14 protein-coding genes are annotated in these 15,804 nt (G+C 68.0%); 8 read left to right on the top strand and 6 right to left on the bottom strand.

Annotation, left to right across the window (positions count from 1 at the left end; all coding sequences use genetic code 11):
• Position 1: 1 nt before the first annotated feature.
• Together BAY61_RS15325 and BAY61_RS15320 are read right to left on the bottom strand one after the other, a co-directional pair.
• Positions 2 to 967 (bottom strand): heme-dependent oxidative N-demethylase family protein, encoded by a 966-nt coding sequence (locus BAY61_RS15325; protein ID WP_211323568.1) that lies wholly within the window; start codon positions 965 to 967, stop codon positions 2 to 4.
• Positions 964 to 1,905, bottom strand: coding sequence for a PDR/VanB family oxidoreductase (locus BAY61_RS15320; RefSeq protein WP_091804270.1), 942 nt, complete (start codon positions 1,903 to 1,905; stop codon positions 964 to 966). Before BAY61_RS15320 ends, BAY61_RS15325 begins: the two co-directional genes overlap by 4 nt.
• Positions 1,906 to 1,997: 92 nt before the next feature.
• Between BAY61_RS15320 and BAY61_RS15315 the strand changes: the two genes are divergently transcribed.
• The gene (locus BAY61_RS15315; protein WP_170140187.1) at positions 1,998 to 2,927 is read left to right on the top strand and encodes a LysR family transcriptional regulator; all 930 of its coding nucleotides are present in this window, start codon (positions 1,998 to 2,000) and stop codon (positions 2,925 to 2,927) included.
• On the opposite strand, the gene BAY61_RS15310 is transcribed toward BAY61_RS15315, so the two are convergent.
• The gene (locus tag BAY61_RS15310) at positions 2,922 to 3,677 is read right to left on the bottom strand and encodes an enoyl-CoA hydratase (protein WP_091804264.1); all 756 of its coding nucleotides are present in this window, start codon (positions 3,675 to 3,677) and stop codon (positions 2,922 to 2,924) included. The two genes, BAY61_RS15315 and BAY61_RS15310, sit on opposite strands and share 6 nt — an antisense overlap.
• Positions 3,678 to 3,842: 165 nt before the next feature.
• Here BAY61_RS15310 and BAY61_RS15305 point away from each other — a divergent pair, with 165 nt between their 5' ends.
• The 7 genes from BAY61_RS15305 to BAY61_RS15275 all read left to right on the top strand — a co-directional run bounded on the left by BAY61_RS15305 (position 3,843) and on the right by BAY61_RS15275 (position 12,587).
• Entirely contained in the window at positions 3,843 to 5,096 is a 1,254-nt protein-coding gene (locus tag BAY61_RS15305; protein WP_091804261.1) for an MFS transporter, read from the top strand.
• 79 nt (positions 5,097 to 5,175) lie between these two features.
• The gene (locus BAY61_RS15300; protein ID WP_091805192.1) at positions 5,176 to 8,838 is read left to right on the top strand and encodes a nitrate reductase subunit alpha; all 3,663 of its coding nucleotides are present in this window, start codon (positions 5,176 to 5,178) and stop codon (positions 8,836 to 8,838) included.
• Complete coding sequence (gene narH, locus BAY61_RS15295; protein ID WP_091804258.1) at positions 8,838 to 10,508, top strand: nitrate reductase subunit beta; 1,671 nt, start codon at positions 8,838 to 8,840, stop codon at positions 10,506 to 10,508. Before BAY61_RS15300 ends, narH begins: the two co-directional genes overlap by 1 nt.
• Positions 10,508 to 11,146 (top strand): nitrate reductase molybdenum cofactor assembly chaperone, encoded by a 639-nt coding sequence (narJ, locus tag BAY61_RS15290; protein ID WP_091804255.1) that lies wholly within the window; start codon positions 10,508 to 10,510, stop codon positions 11,144 to 11,146. The genes narH and narJ overlap by 1 nt, the downstream gene beginning before the upstream one ends.
• The gene (narI, locus tag BAY61_RS15285) at positions 11,143 to 11,871 is read left to right on the top strand and encodes a respiratory nitrate reductase subunit gamma (RefSeq protein ID WP_091804251.1); all 729 of its coding nucleotides are present in this window, start codon (positions 11,143 to 11,145) and stop codon (positions 11,869 to 11,871) included. The genes narJ and narI overlap by 4 nt, the downstream gene beginning before the upstream one ends.
• Positions 11,868 to 12,203 carry a cupin domain-containing protein gene (locus BAY61_RS15280; RefSeq protein WP_091804250.1) on the top strand — a complete coding sequence of 112 codons (336 nt, stop codon included), beginning with the start codon at positions 11,868 to 11,870 and terminating at the stop codon, positions 12,201 to 12,203. Before narI ends, BAY61_RS15280 begins: the two co-directional genes overlap by 4 nt.
• A 69-nt stretch (positions 12,204 to 12,272) precedes the next feature.
• Positions 12,273 to 12,587, top strand: coding sequence for a DUF6506 family protein (locus tag BAY61_RS15275; RefSeq protein WP_091804247.1), 315 nt, complete (start codon positions 12,273 to 12,275; stop codon positions 12,585 to 12,587).
• A 39-nt stretch (positions 12,588 to 12,626) separates the two neighbouring features.
• Here BAY61_RS15275 and BAY61_RS15270 read toward each other — a convergent pair whose 3' ends face one another.
• The 3 genes from BAY61_RS15270 to BAY61_RS15260 form a co-directional block, all read right to left on the bottom strand.
• On the bottom strand, positions 12,627 to 13,331 hold the full coding sequence (locus BAY61_RS15270; protein WP_091804244.1) for a methyltransferase: 705 nt from the start codon (positions 13,329 to 13,331) through the stop codon (positions 12,627 to 12,629).
• A gap of 69 nt (positions 13,332 to 13,400) precedes the next feature.
• Positions 13,401 to 14,570, bottom strand: coding sequence for an MFS transporter (locus BAY61_RS15265; protein ID WP_091804241.1), 1,170 nt, complete (start codon positions 14,568 to 14,570; stop codon positions 13,401 to 13,403).
• Entirely contained in the window at positions 14,567 to 15,784 is a 1,218-nt protein-coding gene (locus tag BAY61_RS15260) for an acetyl-CoA C-acetyltransferase (protein ID WP_091804239.1), read from the bottom strand. Before BAY61_RS15260 ends, BAY61_RS15265 begins: the two co-directional genes overlap by 4 nt.
• Positions 15,785 to 15,804: the final 20 nt, after the last annotated feature.

Raw genomic sequence — 15,804 nt, 5'->3', positions numbered from 1 at the left:
CTCACGACGCCGAGGCCCCAGAACGCAGCCACCGCACCGCGGCGGGAAGGCATTCGGTGAGCCCCTTGTACTCGGCGACGTCGGGAGGCAGATCGGCGAGTACGGCGGCCAGCCGTCGCCGCCACGCCGGTACTTCGGCGATCTCGGCGAGTGAGGCGAGGTAGGTGCGGATCGTGAACAGGATGGCGCCCGAGGTACTGAGCCGGATCAGGTGCTGCACCTCGACGCGCAGGTGCAGCCGCCATGGCAGGAGTTCGTCGATGGCGATGCCATACCAGTCCGGTTTCCAGTCCGGTCGGCTCTCGATAGAGGTGTCCAGCCGCCGTCCCACGGTCATGGACCAGTTGGTACGCCGGAAATCCAAGCCGGCGCGCAGCCGCAGCAGGAACCGCTCCGACCTCTCGACGACGCCTTCCTCGCGCAGTCTCGGAACGGGCCCGTGGATCTCGCCGAACCGCATCCCCGCGTCGAAGCCGAGTGACCAGCCCGCCGCGAAGGTGACCAGTCCGGCGTCCACCCACAGGGTGTCTTCGCGCTGGTCGAGCAGCACGAGGTCGTCCTGCACCTGGCTCGCGGCGAAGCGCAGCGGATCACACGGCAGGGACGCCTCGTCGCCGAGTTCGAATTCCTGGGTCACTCCGAGCAGCGCGTTGTGCCAGCGGTAGGTGCTCGCGTCGCGGTCGAGCCGCATGTGCCGCGGGAATTCCGCCGCGAGTTCCCCGAGCACGGTGAGCAGCGTGTCCCACGCGGCGGCTCGCATGTGGGGTGGCCGGACGCAGCGACTGGGGTCGGCGAGCAGGATGCGCTCGCGCTCGGCGAGCGCCGTCGCGTAGTCGGCGTCGATGTCGAACACGGTGCCGCCCCAGCCGCCGGTTTCCGTTTCGACGAACCCGCGGGCCGGTTCGACGTTGGTGCGGTACTGGAAGCGGTCCGAGGTGAGAGGGAAGGGAAAGCGGGTCAGTGTCACAGGTCGAGCACCAGCCCTTCGTCACCGGCCCTTGACACGCAGCACATGACGGCCTCACCCGAAGCGCGTTCGGCTGGCGTGAGGTAATGGTCCCTGTGCTGCGGCGTTCCGGAGAGGACGCCGACCCTGCATTCGCCGCACACTCCCTGCTCGCACAGGCTGGGTACGGCATGGCCGGCGCGCCGGAGCGCGCTGAGCAGACTCTCGTCTCCTCCGACCGCGACGGTCTCGCCCGAACCGGCGATGATGGCGGTGAACGGGTTTCCGGGGGCGTGGTCGGCGGCGGAGAACCGCTCGGTGTGCACCCGCTGCCCCGGCCAGCCCGCCGCCGTGGCGGCCGTGGTGACCATGTCGGTGAGCGAGCCGGGCCCGCAGAGATAGAGGTGCGTGCCGAGTGGCCGCGACGTGAGCAGGTCGCCGAGCACGGCTCTGGTCTCGTCGCGGCCGCGCGGCTCGGACAGCCGGTCGCCGCACAGTGCCCTGAGTTCGGGAAGGTGGGCGCCTCGGCCACGCCGGTACACGTAGACGAGGGTGAACGAACGGTCCCAGCGCAGCGCTTCCCGTACGTGCGCGAGCATGGGGGTGATCCCGATACCGCCCGCGACGAAGAGATGATGTCGTGCCGTCGCGACCGGAGGGAAGGCGCTGCGGGGCCGCGAGGACCGGACGACGGAACCGACGTCGAGACCGTGCAGGTAGGCGGACCCACCATTGCCCGAGGAACGCAGCAGCACCGACAGGTGATACTCCTCAGGCGCCATGGCGGGGCCGGTGAGCGAGTAGGCGTTGCGCCGCCCAGCGCAGTCGAGCACGAGGTGACTGCCGGGGGTAAAGCCGGGAAGCCGGCCGCCGCCGTCGTCGCGCAGCCGCAGCGAGCGGACGTCCCCTGGCCGCGAGTCAGCGCCGGTGATCCGCAACCGCAGCTCGAACCCGGTCATGGACACCTCCCTCGGCTCGTCAGGCGCACGGGCACATCGGGTTCATCATGCTGCACCCTGCCCGGTATTGGGCGCTCCGATACCCTGTGCCGGTGCATCCGCGCGGCCTCGACCTCAATCTGATGGTGCTGCTGGATGCGTTGCTCGCCGAGAAGAGTGTCACCAAAGCCGCCCACCGGATCGGCCTGAGCCAGCCGACGATGTCCACCGCGCTGGGCCGGCTTCGCAGGCATTTCGCCGACGATCTGCTCGTGCGCCGAGGCAACCAGTACGAGCTCACCCCGCTCGCCGAGCATTTGCGTCCGCTGCTCGGCACCGCGCTCGCGGGAGCGGAGCGAGTGTTCACCAGCATGCCCGACTTCGATCCGGCCACGGCCGAACGCGAGTTCACGGTTCTCGCCTCCGACTACGGTATGGCCACCGCGGGCCCCTGGTTGCACCGGATCATCGCGGAACGGGCGCCGAACGTCCGGCTTCGGCTGCTGTCATGTCCGCCCGGCACGATCGACAGGGTCGACGAGTGCCTGCGCACCGTCGACGCGCTGGTACTGCGCAAGGGCGTTGTCACCGGGCTGCCCTCACAGGACCTGTTGGTGGACGAGTGGGTCGCCGTCGTGGACGCCGACCGGCAGGTGGTCGGCGGCAGCGCGACCGTCGCCGAACTGTCGGCGCTGCCGTGGGTGGTGGCGGGAGGCTCCTCGGTCGACGAGGTACCCGCGCTGGGGCTTCGCGCGGCGGAGACGGTTCCGCTGATCGCCGCGACGGTGGAGTCGTTTCTTTCCGTCCCGTTGCTGGTTCGCGGCACGAACAGGGCGGGACTGGTTCCGCGCGGGGTCGCCGACCGGCTGACCGGCTCGGGCGAGGTCAGGATCGTCGAACTGCGGGGCGAGCCGACCAGGTTCGTCGAGTCGGCGGTTTGGCATCCGGTGCACGAACGGGACGCGGGCCACCAGTGGTTACGCCAATGCCTGGCCTCGGTGGCCGAACTCGCCGCCGAGACACCTGCCGCGACGGGTTCATGACCTGCGGAACCGGGCGACCGCCTGCTGAATGGCCGGCCCGGTGGCCGTGCTCGCCTGTGCCCACGACTCGAATTCCAGGCTGGCCGCGAAGTCACCGCGCCCCGCGATACCCACCGCGGTCTTGATGTCGGCGACCAGCGCGGGATCGAGCGCCGCCCACGCCGCCGCCCGCTCGTGCGCCGCGGCGACCGGATCGTCGGCCAGTTCGAGCGCGAGTCCCGCGTCGACGGCCGCTGCCCCGTCGAGCGCGCCACCGTCGAGCAACATCGCCAGTGCCCGCTGCTTGCCGAGAGCTTCGACGAGGAAGTAGGTGCAGCCACCGCCGGGGTGCAGACCGATCTTGGTGAACGTCGCCGCGAACGAGGCACGCGGTCCCGCGATCCGCACGTCGCACACCATGGCGAGGTTCAGGCCCGCTCCCACCGCGGGCCCGTGCACGGCGGCGATCGTCGGCACGCGCAGCGAACGCAGCCGCAGGAAACTGTCGTAGACGGCGTGCAGCTGCCCTCGGATCTCGCCGGTGGCTTTGCCTTCGGTGGAGTCGAACAGCGCGGGCAGGTCGGCTCCAGCGCAGAACGCGCTGCCTTCGCCCGTGACGACCAGTGTCCTGGCCCGCTCGTCGGCCGCGACGATGCTCGCGGCGTCGACAAGGTCCGCGCACATGCGTTCGTCAAGGCAGTTGCGCCTGCCGGGGTCGGCGAGCGTCAGTGTCCAACGGCCGGAATCCTCGTGCAGATCGACCTTGCTCATCGGTGCCGTTCTCCTCTGTTCGTAGCCCGTTCGTCCCGGATAGCTTCGCGATCGTCTCCGCTCCATTGTCGCCGGGGCTCACCCGTTCGGAATCACTCCGGTGGCAGGCGCGCAGGCCGGGACCGATGATGACCCGGCAGGGGACACGACACCGAGGGGACGGCGATGAACAAGCATCGGCCGGCGCGGGACACCGCTGATCAGCAGACACCCTCCGGTCACCCCGTGCTGATGCTGGTGCTGGCCACCATCGGTTTCGCGCTGAATTTCTGGGCATGGGCGCTGCTGAGCCCGCTCGCGGCGCACTTCACGCAAACACTCGATCTCAGCTCGTTCGAACAGTCGGTGCTCGTCGCCGTTCCCGTGCTGGTCGGCTCGCTCGGCCGCATCCCCGTCGGCGCGCTCACCGACCGGTACGGCGGCCGGATCCTGTTCCCGCTGATCTCCGTCGTCACCGTGATCCCGGTGCTGTTCCTCGGTTTTCTCGGCCACTCGTCATTGGCCGCACTGCTCATCGGCGGCTTCTTCCTCGGCATCGGCGGCACCGCGTTCGCCATCGGCGTTCCCTTCGTCAACGCGTGGTTTCCGCCAGGCAAGCGCGGCTTCGCGATCGGCATTTTCGGCATGGGTATGGGCGGAACGGCGATCGCCGCGCTCACCACCGTCAACCTGATGAACAGGTTCAACCTGCAAACCCCGTTCATCGTCACCGCTGTCGCGCTCGGGATCTACGCGGTCGTGGCCGCGTTGTTGTTGCGCGACGCGCCAGGCAGGCCGCCACAGAACGAACCACTCGGCCGCAGGCTCGCCGAGACCATGCGGCTTTCGGCAACCTGGCAGGCATCGGCGCTGTACGCGCTGGCTTTCGGCGGCTACGTCGCGTTCTCGGTGTACTTGCCGTCCTATCTCAAGAACGCCTACGAACTGTCTCCATCGGACGCGTCCAACCGGATGGCGGGCTTCGTGTTGCTCGCGGTCGTGATGCGCCCTGTCGGCGGCTGGCTTTCCGACAAGTTCGGCGCGGTCGCCGTGACGGCGGTGTCGCTTGCCGTGGTGACGGCCGGCGCGGCGGTGCAATCGTTCACTCCGGACCTGATGCCGGTCGGCACCATCGCGTTTCTCGTCATGGCGGGAGCGCTCGGCGCGGGCAGTGGCGCGGTGTTCGCGCTCGTCTCGCTGCTGACACCGGCGGGCAGGGTCGGCTCGGTCACCGGTTTCGTCGGCGCGGCCGGCGGACTCGGCGGTTTCGTGCCGCCGCTGGTGATGGGCGGAATCTACGGTGCGCTGGGTTCCTACGCGCTGGGTCTCGCCGCGCTGGCGCTGGTGTCGTTGCTGCTGTTCGTGTTCACCACCACGACCGTACGCAAGGCAGTCGACAAGCACGCACGACAGGAAAGCACCGCCGGCGCGAGCACGTGAGCGGTGACGAGAAGGCGGAAGGGGCAGCCAGGTGGGCAATCGCAAAACTCCATCCGCGAGCGGGTCACGCGGCGAAGGTCTGGACAATGGCCTCATCGACGCGCTCGTCAAGACGAGGCGGTTCTTCACGAGAACGGAGATCTCGCCCGACCTGCGCACCATGACCAAGCACGGCGGCAGACAGGCCGACGCGTTCTACCGCGACCGGTGGAGCCACGACAAGGTCGTCCGTTCGACCCACGGCGTCAACTGCACCGGATCCTGCTCGTGGAAGGTCTACGTCAAGGACGGGATCATCACCTGGGAAACCCAGGAAACCGACTACCCCTCCACCGGAGCGGACCGGCCGGAGTACGAGCCACGCGGCTGCCCGAGGGGAGCCGCGTTCTCGTGGTACACCTACTCGCCGACCCGCGTGCGCTACCCCTACATCAGGGGAGTTCTGCTGGAGATGTACCGGGAAGCCAAGGCACGCACGGGAAATCCGGTGGACGCGTGGGCCGAACTGACCGGCGACCCCGAACGCGCGCGCCGCTACAAGTCGGCGCGCGGAAAAGGCGGGCTGGTGCGGGCTTCGTGGGCGGAGGCATGTGAACTCATCGCCGCAGCCCACGTGCACACCATCGAGAAGTACGGTCCTGACCGGATCGCCGGGTTCTCCCCCATCCCGGCGATGTCGATGATCTCGCACGCCTCCGGCGCCAGGTTCGTATCCCTGCTGGGCGGTTCGATGCTGTCGTTCTACGACTGGTACGCCGACCTTCCCGTCGCCTCACCGCAGGTGTTCGGCGACCAGACCGACGTACCGGAATCCGGCGACTGGTGGGACGCCGGTTACCTCATCATGTGGGGTTCCAACGTTCCGGTCACCCGCACCCCGGACGCGCACTGGATGGCGGAGGCCCGCTACCGGGGGCAGAAGGTCATCGCCGTGTCCCCCGACTACGCCGACAACGTGAAGTTCGCCGACGAATGGCTTGCCGCGCAACCCGGTACCGACGGCGCGCTGGCAATGGCGATGGGGCACGTGGTGCTGCGGGAGTTCTTCGTGGAGCGGCAGACCCCGTACTTCACCGACTACGTCAAGCGCTACACCGACCTGCCTTTCCTCGTCCGGCTCGATCCGCGCGGCGAGACCTACGTTCCCGGCAAGTTCCTCACCGCCGCCGATCTCGACGACGAGGCGGGCGGCGAGCACGCGGCGTTCAAGACCGTGCTGCTGGACTCGGCGACCGGCAAACCGGTGGTGCCGGGCGGGTCGCTGGGGCACCGATTCGGCGAACAGGGCGCGGGAAGGTGGAACCTCGACCTCGGCGACGTCGACCCGATGCTGTCCGTCGGCGGCGAGGGCTCGGTGCTGCTGGAGCTGCCGAGGTTCGACGCCCCTGACGGATCGGCCGGTGTGCTGCGCAGAGGCGTTCCCGTCAAACGAATCGGAGGGCATCTCGTCACGACCGTGTACGACCTGCTGCTCGCGCAGTACGGGGTGCGCAGGCAGGGGCTGCCCGGCAACTGGCCGAGCGGATACGACGACGCGAGCCAGCCCTGCACTCCCGCGTGGCAGGAAACCATCACCGGAGTCCCCGCCGAGGCCGCGGCACGGATCGGCAGGGAGTTCGCCGCCAACGCCGAAGAGTCCCGTGGCCGATCCATGATCATCATGGGGGCTGGAACCAATCATTGGTTCCACTCCGACACGATCTACCGTGCTTTCCTCGCGCTGACGACCCTCACCGGTTGCCAGGGCGTCAACGGCGGCGGCTGGGCCCACTACGTGGGGCAGGAAAAATGCAGGCCGGTGACCGGGTGGACCCAGCTCGCGATGGGACTGGACTGGTCACGTCCCGCGCGGCAGATGATCCAGACCGGCTACTGGTACCTGCACACCAACCAGTTCCGCTACGACGCCTTCACCACCGACAGTATGGTTTCGGCGACCGCGGAGGGCAGGCTCGCCGGTCAGACCGCGGCCGACGTGCTCGCGAAATCGGCGAGGCTGGGCTGGATGCCCTCGTATCCCACGTTCGACCGCAACCCGCTCGAACTGGCCGACGACGCCGAGCAGGCGGGAATGGAACCCGGCGACTATGTGGTGTCGCAACTGAAATCGGGCGCGTTGCGCTTCGCGTGCGAGGACCCCGACTCGCCGGAAAACTTCCCCCGGATCCTCAGTGTGTGGCGGGCGAACCTGCTCGGTTCCTCCGCGAAAGGCGACGAGTACTTCCTGCGGCACCTGCTCGGCGCCGATTCGTCGCTACGCGCGAGCGAGGCGCCTCCCGGCAACCGTCCTCGCGACGTGGTGTGGCACGACGAAGCCCCGGAGGGGAAGCTGGATCTGCTGCTGACGCTGGACTTCCGGATGACGAGCACGACGCTGTACTCGGACGTGGTACTGCCCGCGGCGACCTGGTACGAGAAGCACGACCTCAACACCACCGACATGCATCCGTTCATCCACTCGTTCAATCCCGCCATCGCACCGCCGTGGCAGACCCGCACCGACTGGCAGGCGTTCCAGGAGATCGCGCACGCGTTCAGCGAGCTGGCCGCCGAACGGCTCGGCGTGCGCAGGGACCTGGTGGCCTCGCCGCTGCTGCACGACACGCCCGACGAGCTGGCCACCCCACACGGCAAAGTGCTGGACTGGAAGTACGGCGAGTGCGAACCGGTTCCCGGGGTCACGATGCCGAAGATCACCGTGGTGTCGCGCGACTACGGCGCCATCGCGGCGAAGATGGGCGCGCTGGGGCCGCTGGCCGACTCGCTCGGTGCCGTCACCAAGGGAGTTCCCTACAAACTGGGCCGCTCGGTGGAGTATCTCAAGCACCAGAACGGAACGATCAGGGGCGGGCCCGCCGACGGCCGCCCTTCGCTGGTGCGGGATCTGCATGCCTGTGAGGCCGTCCTCGCGATGTCCGGCACCACCAACGGACACCTGGCCACCGAGGGCTTCCGGATGCTGGAGCACAGGACCGGCATGCGGCTGGCCGACCTCGCCGCCGAACACGAGGGCAAGCAGATCACCTTCGCCGACACCAGGGCGGCGCCCGTCCCGGTCATCACCTCGCCGGAGTGGTCGGGTTCGGAAACAGGGGGCCGCCGCTATTCACCGTTCACGGTCAACGTGGAGCGGCTCAAACCGTGGCACACCCTGACGGGACGTCAGCATTTCTTCCTCGACCACGACTGGATGGCCGAACTGGGCGAATGCCTCCCGGTGTACCGGCCGCCGCTGAACATGGCCGCCCTGTTCGGCGAACCACACCTCGGCGAGCAGGGCGAACTAGGGCTCACCGTGCGTTACCTGACCCCGCACAGCAAGTGGTCCATCCACTCGGAGTACCAGGACAACCTGTTCATGCTCAGCCTTTCCCGAGGTGGCCCGACGATCTGGATGTCCACACCGGATGCCGACAAGATCGGTGTTCACGACAACGACTGGATCGAGGCGGTCAACCGCAACGGTGTCGTCGTCGCCAGGGCCGTGGTGTCACACCGGATGCCACAAGGCACCGTCTACATGCATCACGCGCAGGACCGGTTGATCGACGTACCGCTGGCCGAGACCTCGGGCAAGCGCGGCGGAATCCACAACTCGCTGACCCGCCTGATGATCAAACCGAGTCATCTCATCGGCGCCTACGCCCAGTTGTCCTTCGCGTTCAACTATCTCGGCCCCACCGGTAATCAACGGGACGAGGTGACCGTGATCCGCCGCCGAAGCCAGGAGGTGCGCTACTGATGAAACCCATGGCCCAGATGGCGATGGTGATGAACCTCGACAAGTGCATCGGCTGCCACACCTGCTCCGTCACGTGCAAACAGGCGTGGACCAACCGCTCGGGCGTCGAGTACGTGTGGTTCAACAACGTGGAAACCCGGCCTGGCCAAGGATATCCGCGCACCTACGAGGACCAGCGGAAGTGGCTCGGCGGCTGGAAACTCGGCAAGCGAGGAAAACTCAAACTCAAGGGCGGTGGCCGGTTCAGGAAACTGCTGACGATCTTCGCCAACCCCAAACTTCCCAGCCTCGACGACTACTACGAACCGTGGACCTACGACTACGACAACCTGACCTCGGCGCCGTTGCAGGAACACACGCCCGTCGCGAGGCCCCGGTCATTGATCACCGGCGAGAACACGGCGATCACCTGGTCAGCAAACTGGGACGACGACCTCGGCGGCGCGCCGGACCACGGCGACAAGGATCCGCTGCTCAAGGACATTGCCGACAAGGTGCGGTTCGAGTTCGAGCAGACGTTCATGTTCTATCTGCCCCGTATCTGCGAGCACTGCCTCAACCCCTCGTGCGCGGCCTCGTGCCCTTCCGGCGCGATCTACAAACGCACCGAGGACGGCATCGTGCTGGTCGATCAGGACCGGTGCAGGGGCTGGCGTATGTGCGTCTCCGGCTGCCCCTACAAGAAGGTGTACTTCAACCACCGCACCGGCAAAGCCGAGAAGTGCACGTTCTGCTTTCCCAGGGTCGAGGTCGGCATGCCCACGGTGTGCGCGGAAACCTGCGTCGGCAGGCTGCGCTACATCGGGCTCGTGCTCTATGACGCCGACCGGGTACTCGAAGCGGCGACGACCCCCGACGACACCGACCTCTACCGCGCGCAGCGCGAGATCCTGCTCGACCCCCACGATCCCGATGTGGTCAGGGAGGCCGAAGCGGCGGGTATTCCCGCCGACTGGATCGAGGCCGCGCAGCACTCCCCCATCTACTCGCTGATCAACAAGTACCGGGTCGCGCTTCCGCTGCATCCGGAATACCGGACGATGCCCATGGTCTGGTACATTCCGCCGCTCTCGCCCGTCGTGAACGTCGTGCGCGACACCGGACACGACGCCGAGGACCACGGCAACCTCTTCGGCGCCATCGACGCGCTGCGTATCCCCGTCGAGTACCTTGCCCAGCTCTTCACCGCGGGCGATCCGGAGCCGGTCAACGACATCCTGCGCAAGCTCGCCGCCATGCGCGCCTATATGCGCGACATCAACCTGGGCAGACCACCGCGGGCGGAGATACCGGAAAAAGCGGGAATGTCCGAAGAGGACATGTACGACATGTACCGGCTGCTGGCGCTGGCCAAGTACGACGAGCGCTACGTCATCCCGCCGGCCCATGCGGAGCAGGCGCACGGCCTGGAAGAGCTGGCGACCGAGTGCAGCCTCGACTACGAAGGCGGGCCCGGCATGAACGAGTCGGGCCCCTTCGGGGAGAGCTCCGGAGGGAACTCGCCGATCGCGGTGGAGAACTTCCACATGCTCAAGGACCGGCAGACCAGCGACACACTCGCCGCTCCTGTCGACAAGGGCAACAGGGTGAACCTGTTGAACTGGGACGGAAAGGGAAACCCCGAAGGGCTCTTCCCTCCGAAGAACCAATCCGGATCGGAGGCGCGGTGATGACCGAAGTGGACCACGACCGGCCTGTCGCGTGGCAGGCCCAGTCATTGCTGCTGAGCTACCCCGACGAGCGGGTGATCGACAACGCCGGGCTGGTGCGCACCATCGCCGAACGCCTGCCGGAAACCTACGGCGCCGGGCTCATCGCGTTTCTGACCTACCTTTCCACGACACCGCCCGCCGCGGTGGCCGCCGAATACGTGGCGACCTTCGACCACCGCAAACGGTTCAGCCCGTACCTGACCTACTTCGCCTACGGCGACACCCGCAAACGCGGCATGGCGTTGCTGCGGTTCAAACACGCCTACCAGTCGGCGGGGATGCGGCTCGACGACGGCGAACTACCCGACCACATCGCGGTGGTGCTGGAGTTCGCGGCCAGCGGCAACAGCGAAACCGGCCTCCGGCTGCTGTGTGAGCACAGGGCGGGACTCGAACTGATGCGGCGCGGCCTCCAGGAGCATTCCTCGCCGTGGGCGCCCGTGCTCGACTCGGTGTCGGCGACGTTGCCCGCGCTGGGAAAACGGGACCGCAAGGCGATGCTCGCGCTGGCCGAGGCCGGTCCCCCCGAGGAAGAGGTCGGCCTCGCGCCGTTCGCGCCCCCCGAGTACATGCCAGCGCGGGGGGTCCGCCGATGAGTGCCACCGACCTCGTGTTGTGGGGAGTCCTGCCCTACGTGGCGATCGCGGTGTTCGTGGTCGGTCACATCTGGCGCTACCGCTACGACAAGTTCGGCTGGACCACACGATCTTCCCAGCTCTACGAGCGAAGGCTGCTGAGGTGGGGAAGCCCGATGTTCCACTTCGGCATCCTGTTCGTCATCCTCGGCCACGTCATGGGCTTGCTGATCCCCAAAACCTGGACCGAGGCGATCGGTCTTTCCGACACCGCCTACCACGTCATCGCCGTCGCGCTGGGCACGGTCGCGGGCGTGCTCACCCTCGGCGGCGCTGCCATCCTGATCTACCGCAGACGCAGCGTCGGCCCCGTGTTCTCGGCGACCACCCGCAACGACAAGCTCATGTACGTACTGCTCGTCGGCACGCTGCTGCTCGGTCTGGGAACGACGGTGCTGGGCAACCTCACCGGCGACCCGCACGACTATCGCGAGACGGTGTCACCGTGGTTCCGGTCGATCTTCTATCTCCAGCCGCAGCCGGAACTCATGGCCAGTGCCACGCTGGGTTTCCAGTTGCACGCGCTGTCGGCGTTCCTTCTGTTCGGTTTCTGGCCGTTCAGCAGGCTCGTGCACGTGTTCTCCATGCCCGTCGGGTACCTGACGAGGCCCTACATCGTCTACCGTAGTCGCGACGACACGCTGGGCAGCCGTAGTCCGCGCAGAGGCTGGGAGGCAGTCCGATGAGCAAACGCACCGACATCATCTCCATCAACGCGCTGGCGGCCGAACTGCTGGAAGAGGCCCGCGAGCACCACTCCTCCCGCGCGGCCCGCACCATCGTGTCGGGAACCTCGCAACGAGCGACCGTCATCGCCATGGCCGAGGGCGCCGAACTGTCCGAGCACGAAGCACCACCCGCGGCGACGTTGCACGTCATCGTCGGCAGGGTCAAGCTGCACACGGCGCAGCGGGAATGGCGGCTCACCGCGGACGACCTGGTTCCGATTCCCCCGGAGCGGCACGGTCTTCGCGCGACGACCGATTCGGCGGTGTTGCTGACGGTGGCGTTGCGCTGAGCGGAACCTCGGTTGTGGCCGCAGGCGGCTCGCTATGCTGAAAGCCATTCATCGAGGAGGTTTCACGAGTTGATCACCTGGGCTTTCATCTACGGGCATCCCGGCACGGACCCTCGGCGCGACCGCACCGTCATCGAACGCGAAGGGGCACGGACGATCCTCGTGCCGGTGGCCGATGAATCCCGCGCGGCGGACGTCGCCGTCGACCTCATCGAACAGGACGGGATCGAACTTCTCGAATTGTGCGGCGGATTCAGCACTCCCGACGCCGCGCGCGTCATCGAGGCAGTCGATGGGCGGGTCGCGGTCGGCCACGTCGCCTACGCGATGGAATCCCTCGACCAGGCCGCCGCGTACAAGGCGAAGTTCAGCGCGACAGAGTAGGGCCTGCCTGTCCATTGTAGCCGGTCACGGTCGGCGGGGTCAGGACGGCGTCATCAGAAAGGTGTGGTAGCCGACCGTGACCTCGTCCCTGGTCGCGGTTCCGGTCGCCACGGTCTCCACCCGGAATCCGTGGTCTTCGGCCAGCGCGCGAAGGTAGCCGAGATCGCCTGAGGTGCCAAAGAAGATCAGCAGCCTGCCCCGCGCGGTCAGCCGCGATCGCGCCCCGACGAAGAACTCCGTCATCGCCCGGTAGTTCTCGTCGGTCGTCGCTGTTTCGGCAAGATCGCGTGGCGCGAACCAGCGAAACGGCGGATCGAAGATCATCAGGTCGAAGCTGCCCTCGACCGTGCTGTACACGTCACCGGAGCGCACCTCGACCCGGTCGCCGACCCCGTTGCGTTCGGCGTTGGCGACCGCGGCCCGCACCGCGAAGGGGTTGGTGTCGACGGCCACGACGTCGGCACCGGCCCTGGCGGCCAGTATCGCGTTGACCCCGCAGCCCGTCCCCATGTCCAGCACCCGATCGCCAGGTCCGGCCTCGGCGGCGACCCGCTCGCCCAGCAGATGCGACACGGGGGTGATCGGCATGACCTCGGGCGGCACGGTGAGGGTCAGGCCGAGGTAGTGGTAGGTCCGCGGCGTGGCGGGAGCGTTCTTGCGGGCCTGGTAGGACTCTTCATGCCACCGGCGGATGCGGGCGATGCCGTCGGCTCCGAGCGTGGGCTGAAAACCGGGGCCGGTCATGACGCTCAGGCTACCGGCCGTGGCCCGGCGTTCGCGGATCTCGGTGTCCTGGGCGGGGGACTCGCGGGGTCAGTTCGCTCGCCGGCGGCGGACCGCTCGCCAGGTGAACCCGCTGGAGGTCCACAGCAGTGCTCCGGTGACCACGAACACCGAGCCGACTCCGGTGATCCCCGCGATGGCGCCCGCGCCCAGTGGCACGAGTACCTGACCGAGCCGGTTTCCGGTCAGCCGCAAGGACAATGCCGACGCTCTGCTGCGCACCGACACCAGGTTCACCACCCAGGTCATGGTCAGCGGCTGGCCGATGCCCCAGAAGAACCCGACGACGACGAGCAGCACCCCCATGAACACGGGGTTGCCCGCGAGCGGGATGGCCGCCATCGGCAGCGCCGAGCACAAGGTGGCCGACAGCAGCAGCCATCGTCGCGGCACCATCCGCAGTAGCGCGGGCAGAAACGCTCTCGACACGATCGACGATCCGGTGCGCAGGGTCAGCAGGGCGGTCACCAGCAGCACGCTGAACCCGAATTCCTCACCGAGCACGGGCAGGAAGGCCGACAGCACGTCCATCGACGTGAGCACGACGAGGCTACTGAAGACGGCGGGCCGCATGCCGGGGATGCCGAGCATGGTCACCACCGACTGGCTCTTGCCTTCGGCGGGGGCCGAGGGTGGCCGCCGCAGCACCGGAAGCAGCATGGCCGAGGGCACCGCGAGCACGACGAGCCCGGCGAGCGCGAGCAGCGCCGGTGTGGTGACGACACCGGCATCGCCGCTGCTGGCCGAGGAGACCACACCCGCGATGGGCAGTCCCGCCGTCTGCCCGACCGACACGGCCAGCGTCCAGCCCGCGAACCTGCGGTCAAGCTGGTCCGGTGTGGACAGTAGCGGGACGAATCCCTGCGAGGACACGGTGACGAGGATCTGCCCGAAGCCCAGCAGTACGTTGCCGAGACCGAGCACGAGCAGGTTGTCGCTGGCGGTGATGACCAGGAGGGCCAGTATCGTCAGCACGATGCCGGAACGAAGAACACCGGCCGGCCGTCCATTGTCGACAGCCCTTCCCACGTGCATCGCGATGACGAGCGGGAGCAACGCGAACAGTGCGGTGATCACACCGAGGGCGATGCCGTCCCCGCCGAGCGCGAGCGCCCGGTAGGAGACCAGCATCCTCGCGGCGTTGTAGGCCGCTTGGGACAGTGCCGTGACGACGCAGAGGTGCGGGTACCACGATCTCATGCCAGTTCGAACAAGGCGGCCAGCCCTTGACCCCCTCCGATGCACATCGTTTCGAGCCCGTAGCGAACGTCGCGCCTGCGCATTTCCCTGACCAGGGTGCACAGGATCCGCACACCGGTCGCGCCGACGGGATGGCCGAGCGAGATCCCGGAGCCGTTGACGTTGACTCTCGCCGCGATGTCGTCCTCGGTCAGACCCCATTCGTCGTAGCAGGCCAGTACCTGGGCCGCGAACGCCTCGTTCAGTTCGATGAGCCCGAGATCGGCCATGCTGAGCCCGGCTTTGCCGAGCACCTTGGCCGTGGCGCCGACGGGCCCGATGCCCATGGTCGCCGCGGGCACTCCGGCGACGGCCCATTCGACGATCCGCGCCATGGGTTCCAGTCCCAGCTCGGCGGCCCGCTCCGGCGTGGTGACCACACACGCGGCGGCGCCGTCGTTCTGCCCGCTCGCGTTGCCCGCGGTAACCGTGGCCTCGGGGTCGTTCTTGCCCATCACCGGGCGCAGCGCCGCGAGCTGCTCCAGCGTCGTGCCGGGGCGGGGATGCTCGTCGGCGTCGACGAGTACTTCCTTGCGCCGCACGGTGGTGGCGACCGGAACGATCTCGTCGGCGAAGCGGCCTTCGGCGATCGCGGTGGCCGCGCGCCGCTGGGACAGCAGGGCGTACTCGTCCTGTCTGCTCCTGCTGATGCCGTATTCCCTGCGCAGGTTCTCGGCCGTCTCGATCATCCCGCCGGGAACCGGCTGAGTGCGGCCTCCCGCGGTGACTCTTCCCCTTGCGAGCGAGTCGTGCAGGGTCACGGCGGGAGAGGCGGCGCCCCATCGCATCGTGGTGCTGTAGAAGGGCGCCTGGCTCATGTTCTCCGCGCCACCGGCGAGCACCACCGAGCTCACGCCGGTGGCGACCTGCGCCGCCGCTTGCAGGACGGCTTGCAGTCCCGAACCGCACCGGCGGTCCACCTGCATGCCGCCCACGGTCGAGGGCAGGCCCGCGTCGAGCGCGGCCACCCTGCCCAGCGCGGGCGCCTCCGACGTGGGATAGGCGTGGCCGAGAATGACGTCGTCGACCACGGCCGGGTCGAGCGCGGCGCGGTCCATGACGGCGCTGAGCACGGCGGAGGCGAGATCGACGACCGGCGTGGAAGCCAGGCCCCCACCGAACCGGCCGACCGGGGTACGCAATGGCGAACACACGACGATGTCTTGTCCCAGCATGGACCCACCTCTATAGACTA

Origin of the sequence: Prauserella marina (genome assembly GCF_002240355.1) — a bacterium.
Lineage (GTDB): Bacteria > Actinomycetota > Actinomycetes > Mycobacteriales > Pseudonocardiaceae > Prauserella_A > Prauserella_A marina.
This window is presented reverse-complemented; position numbering and strand designations above follow the sequence as displayed.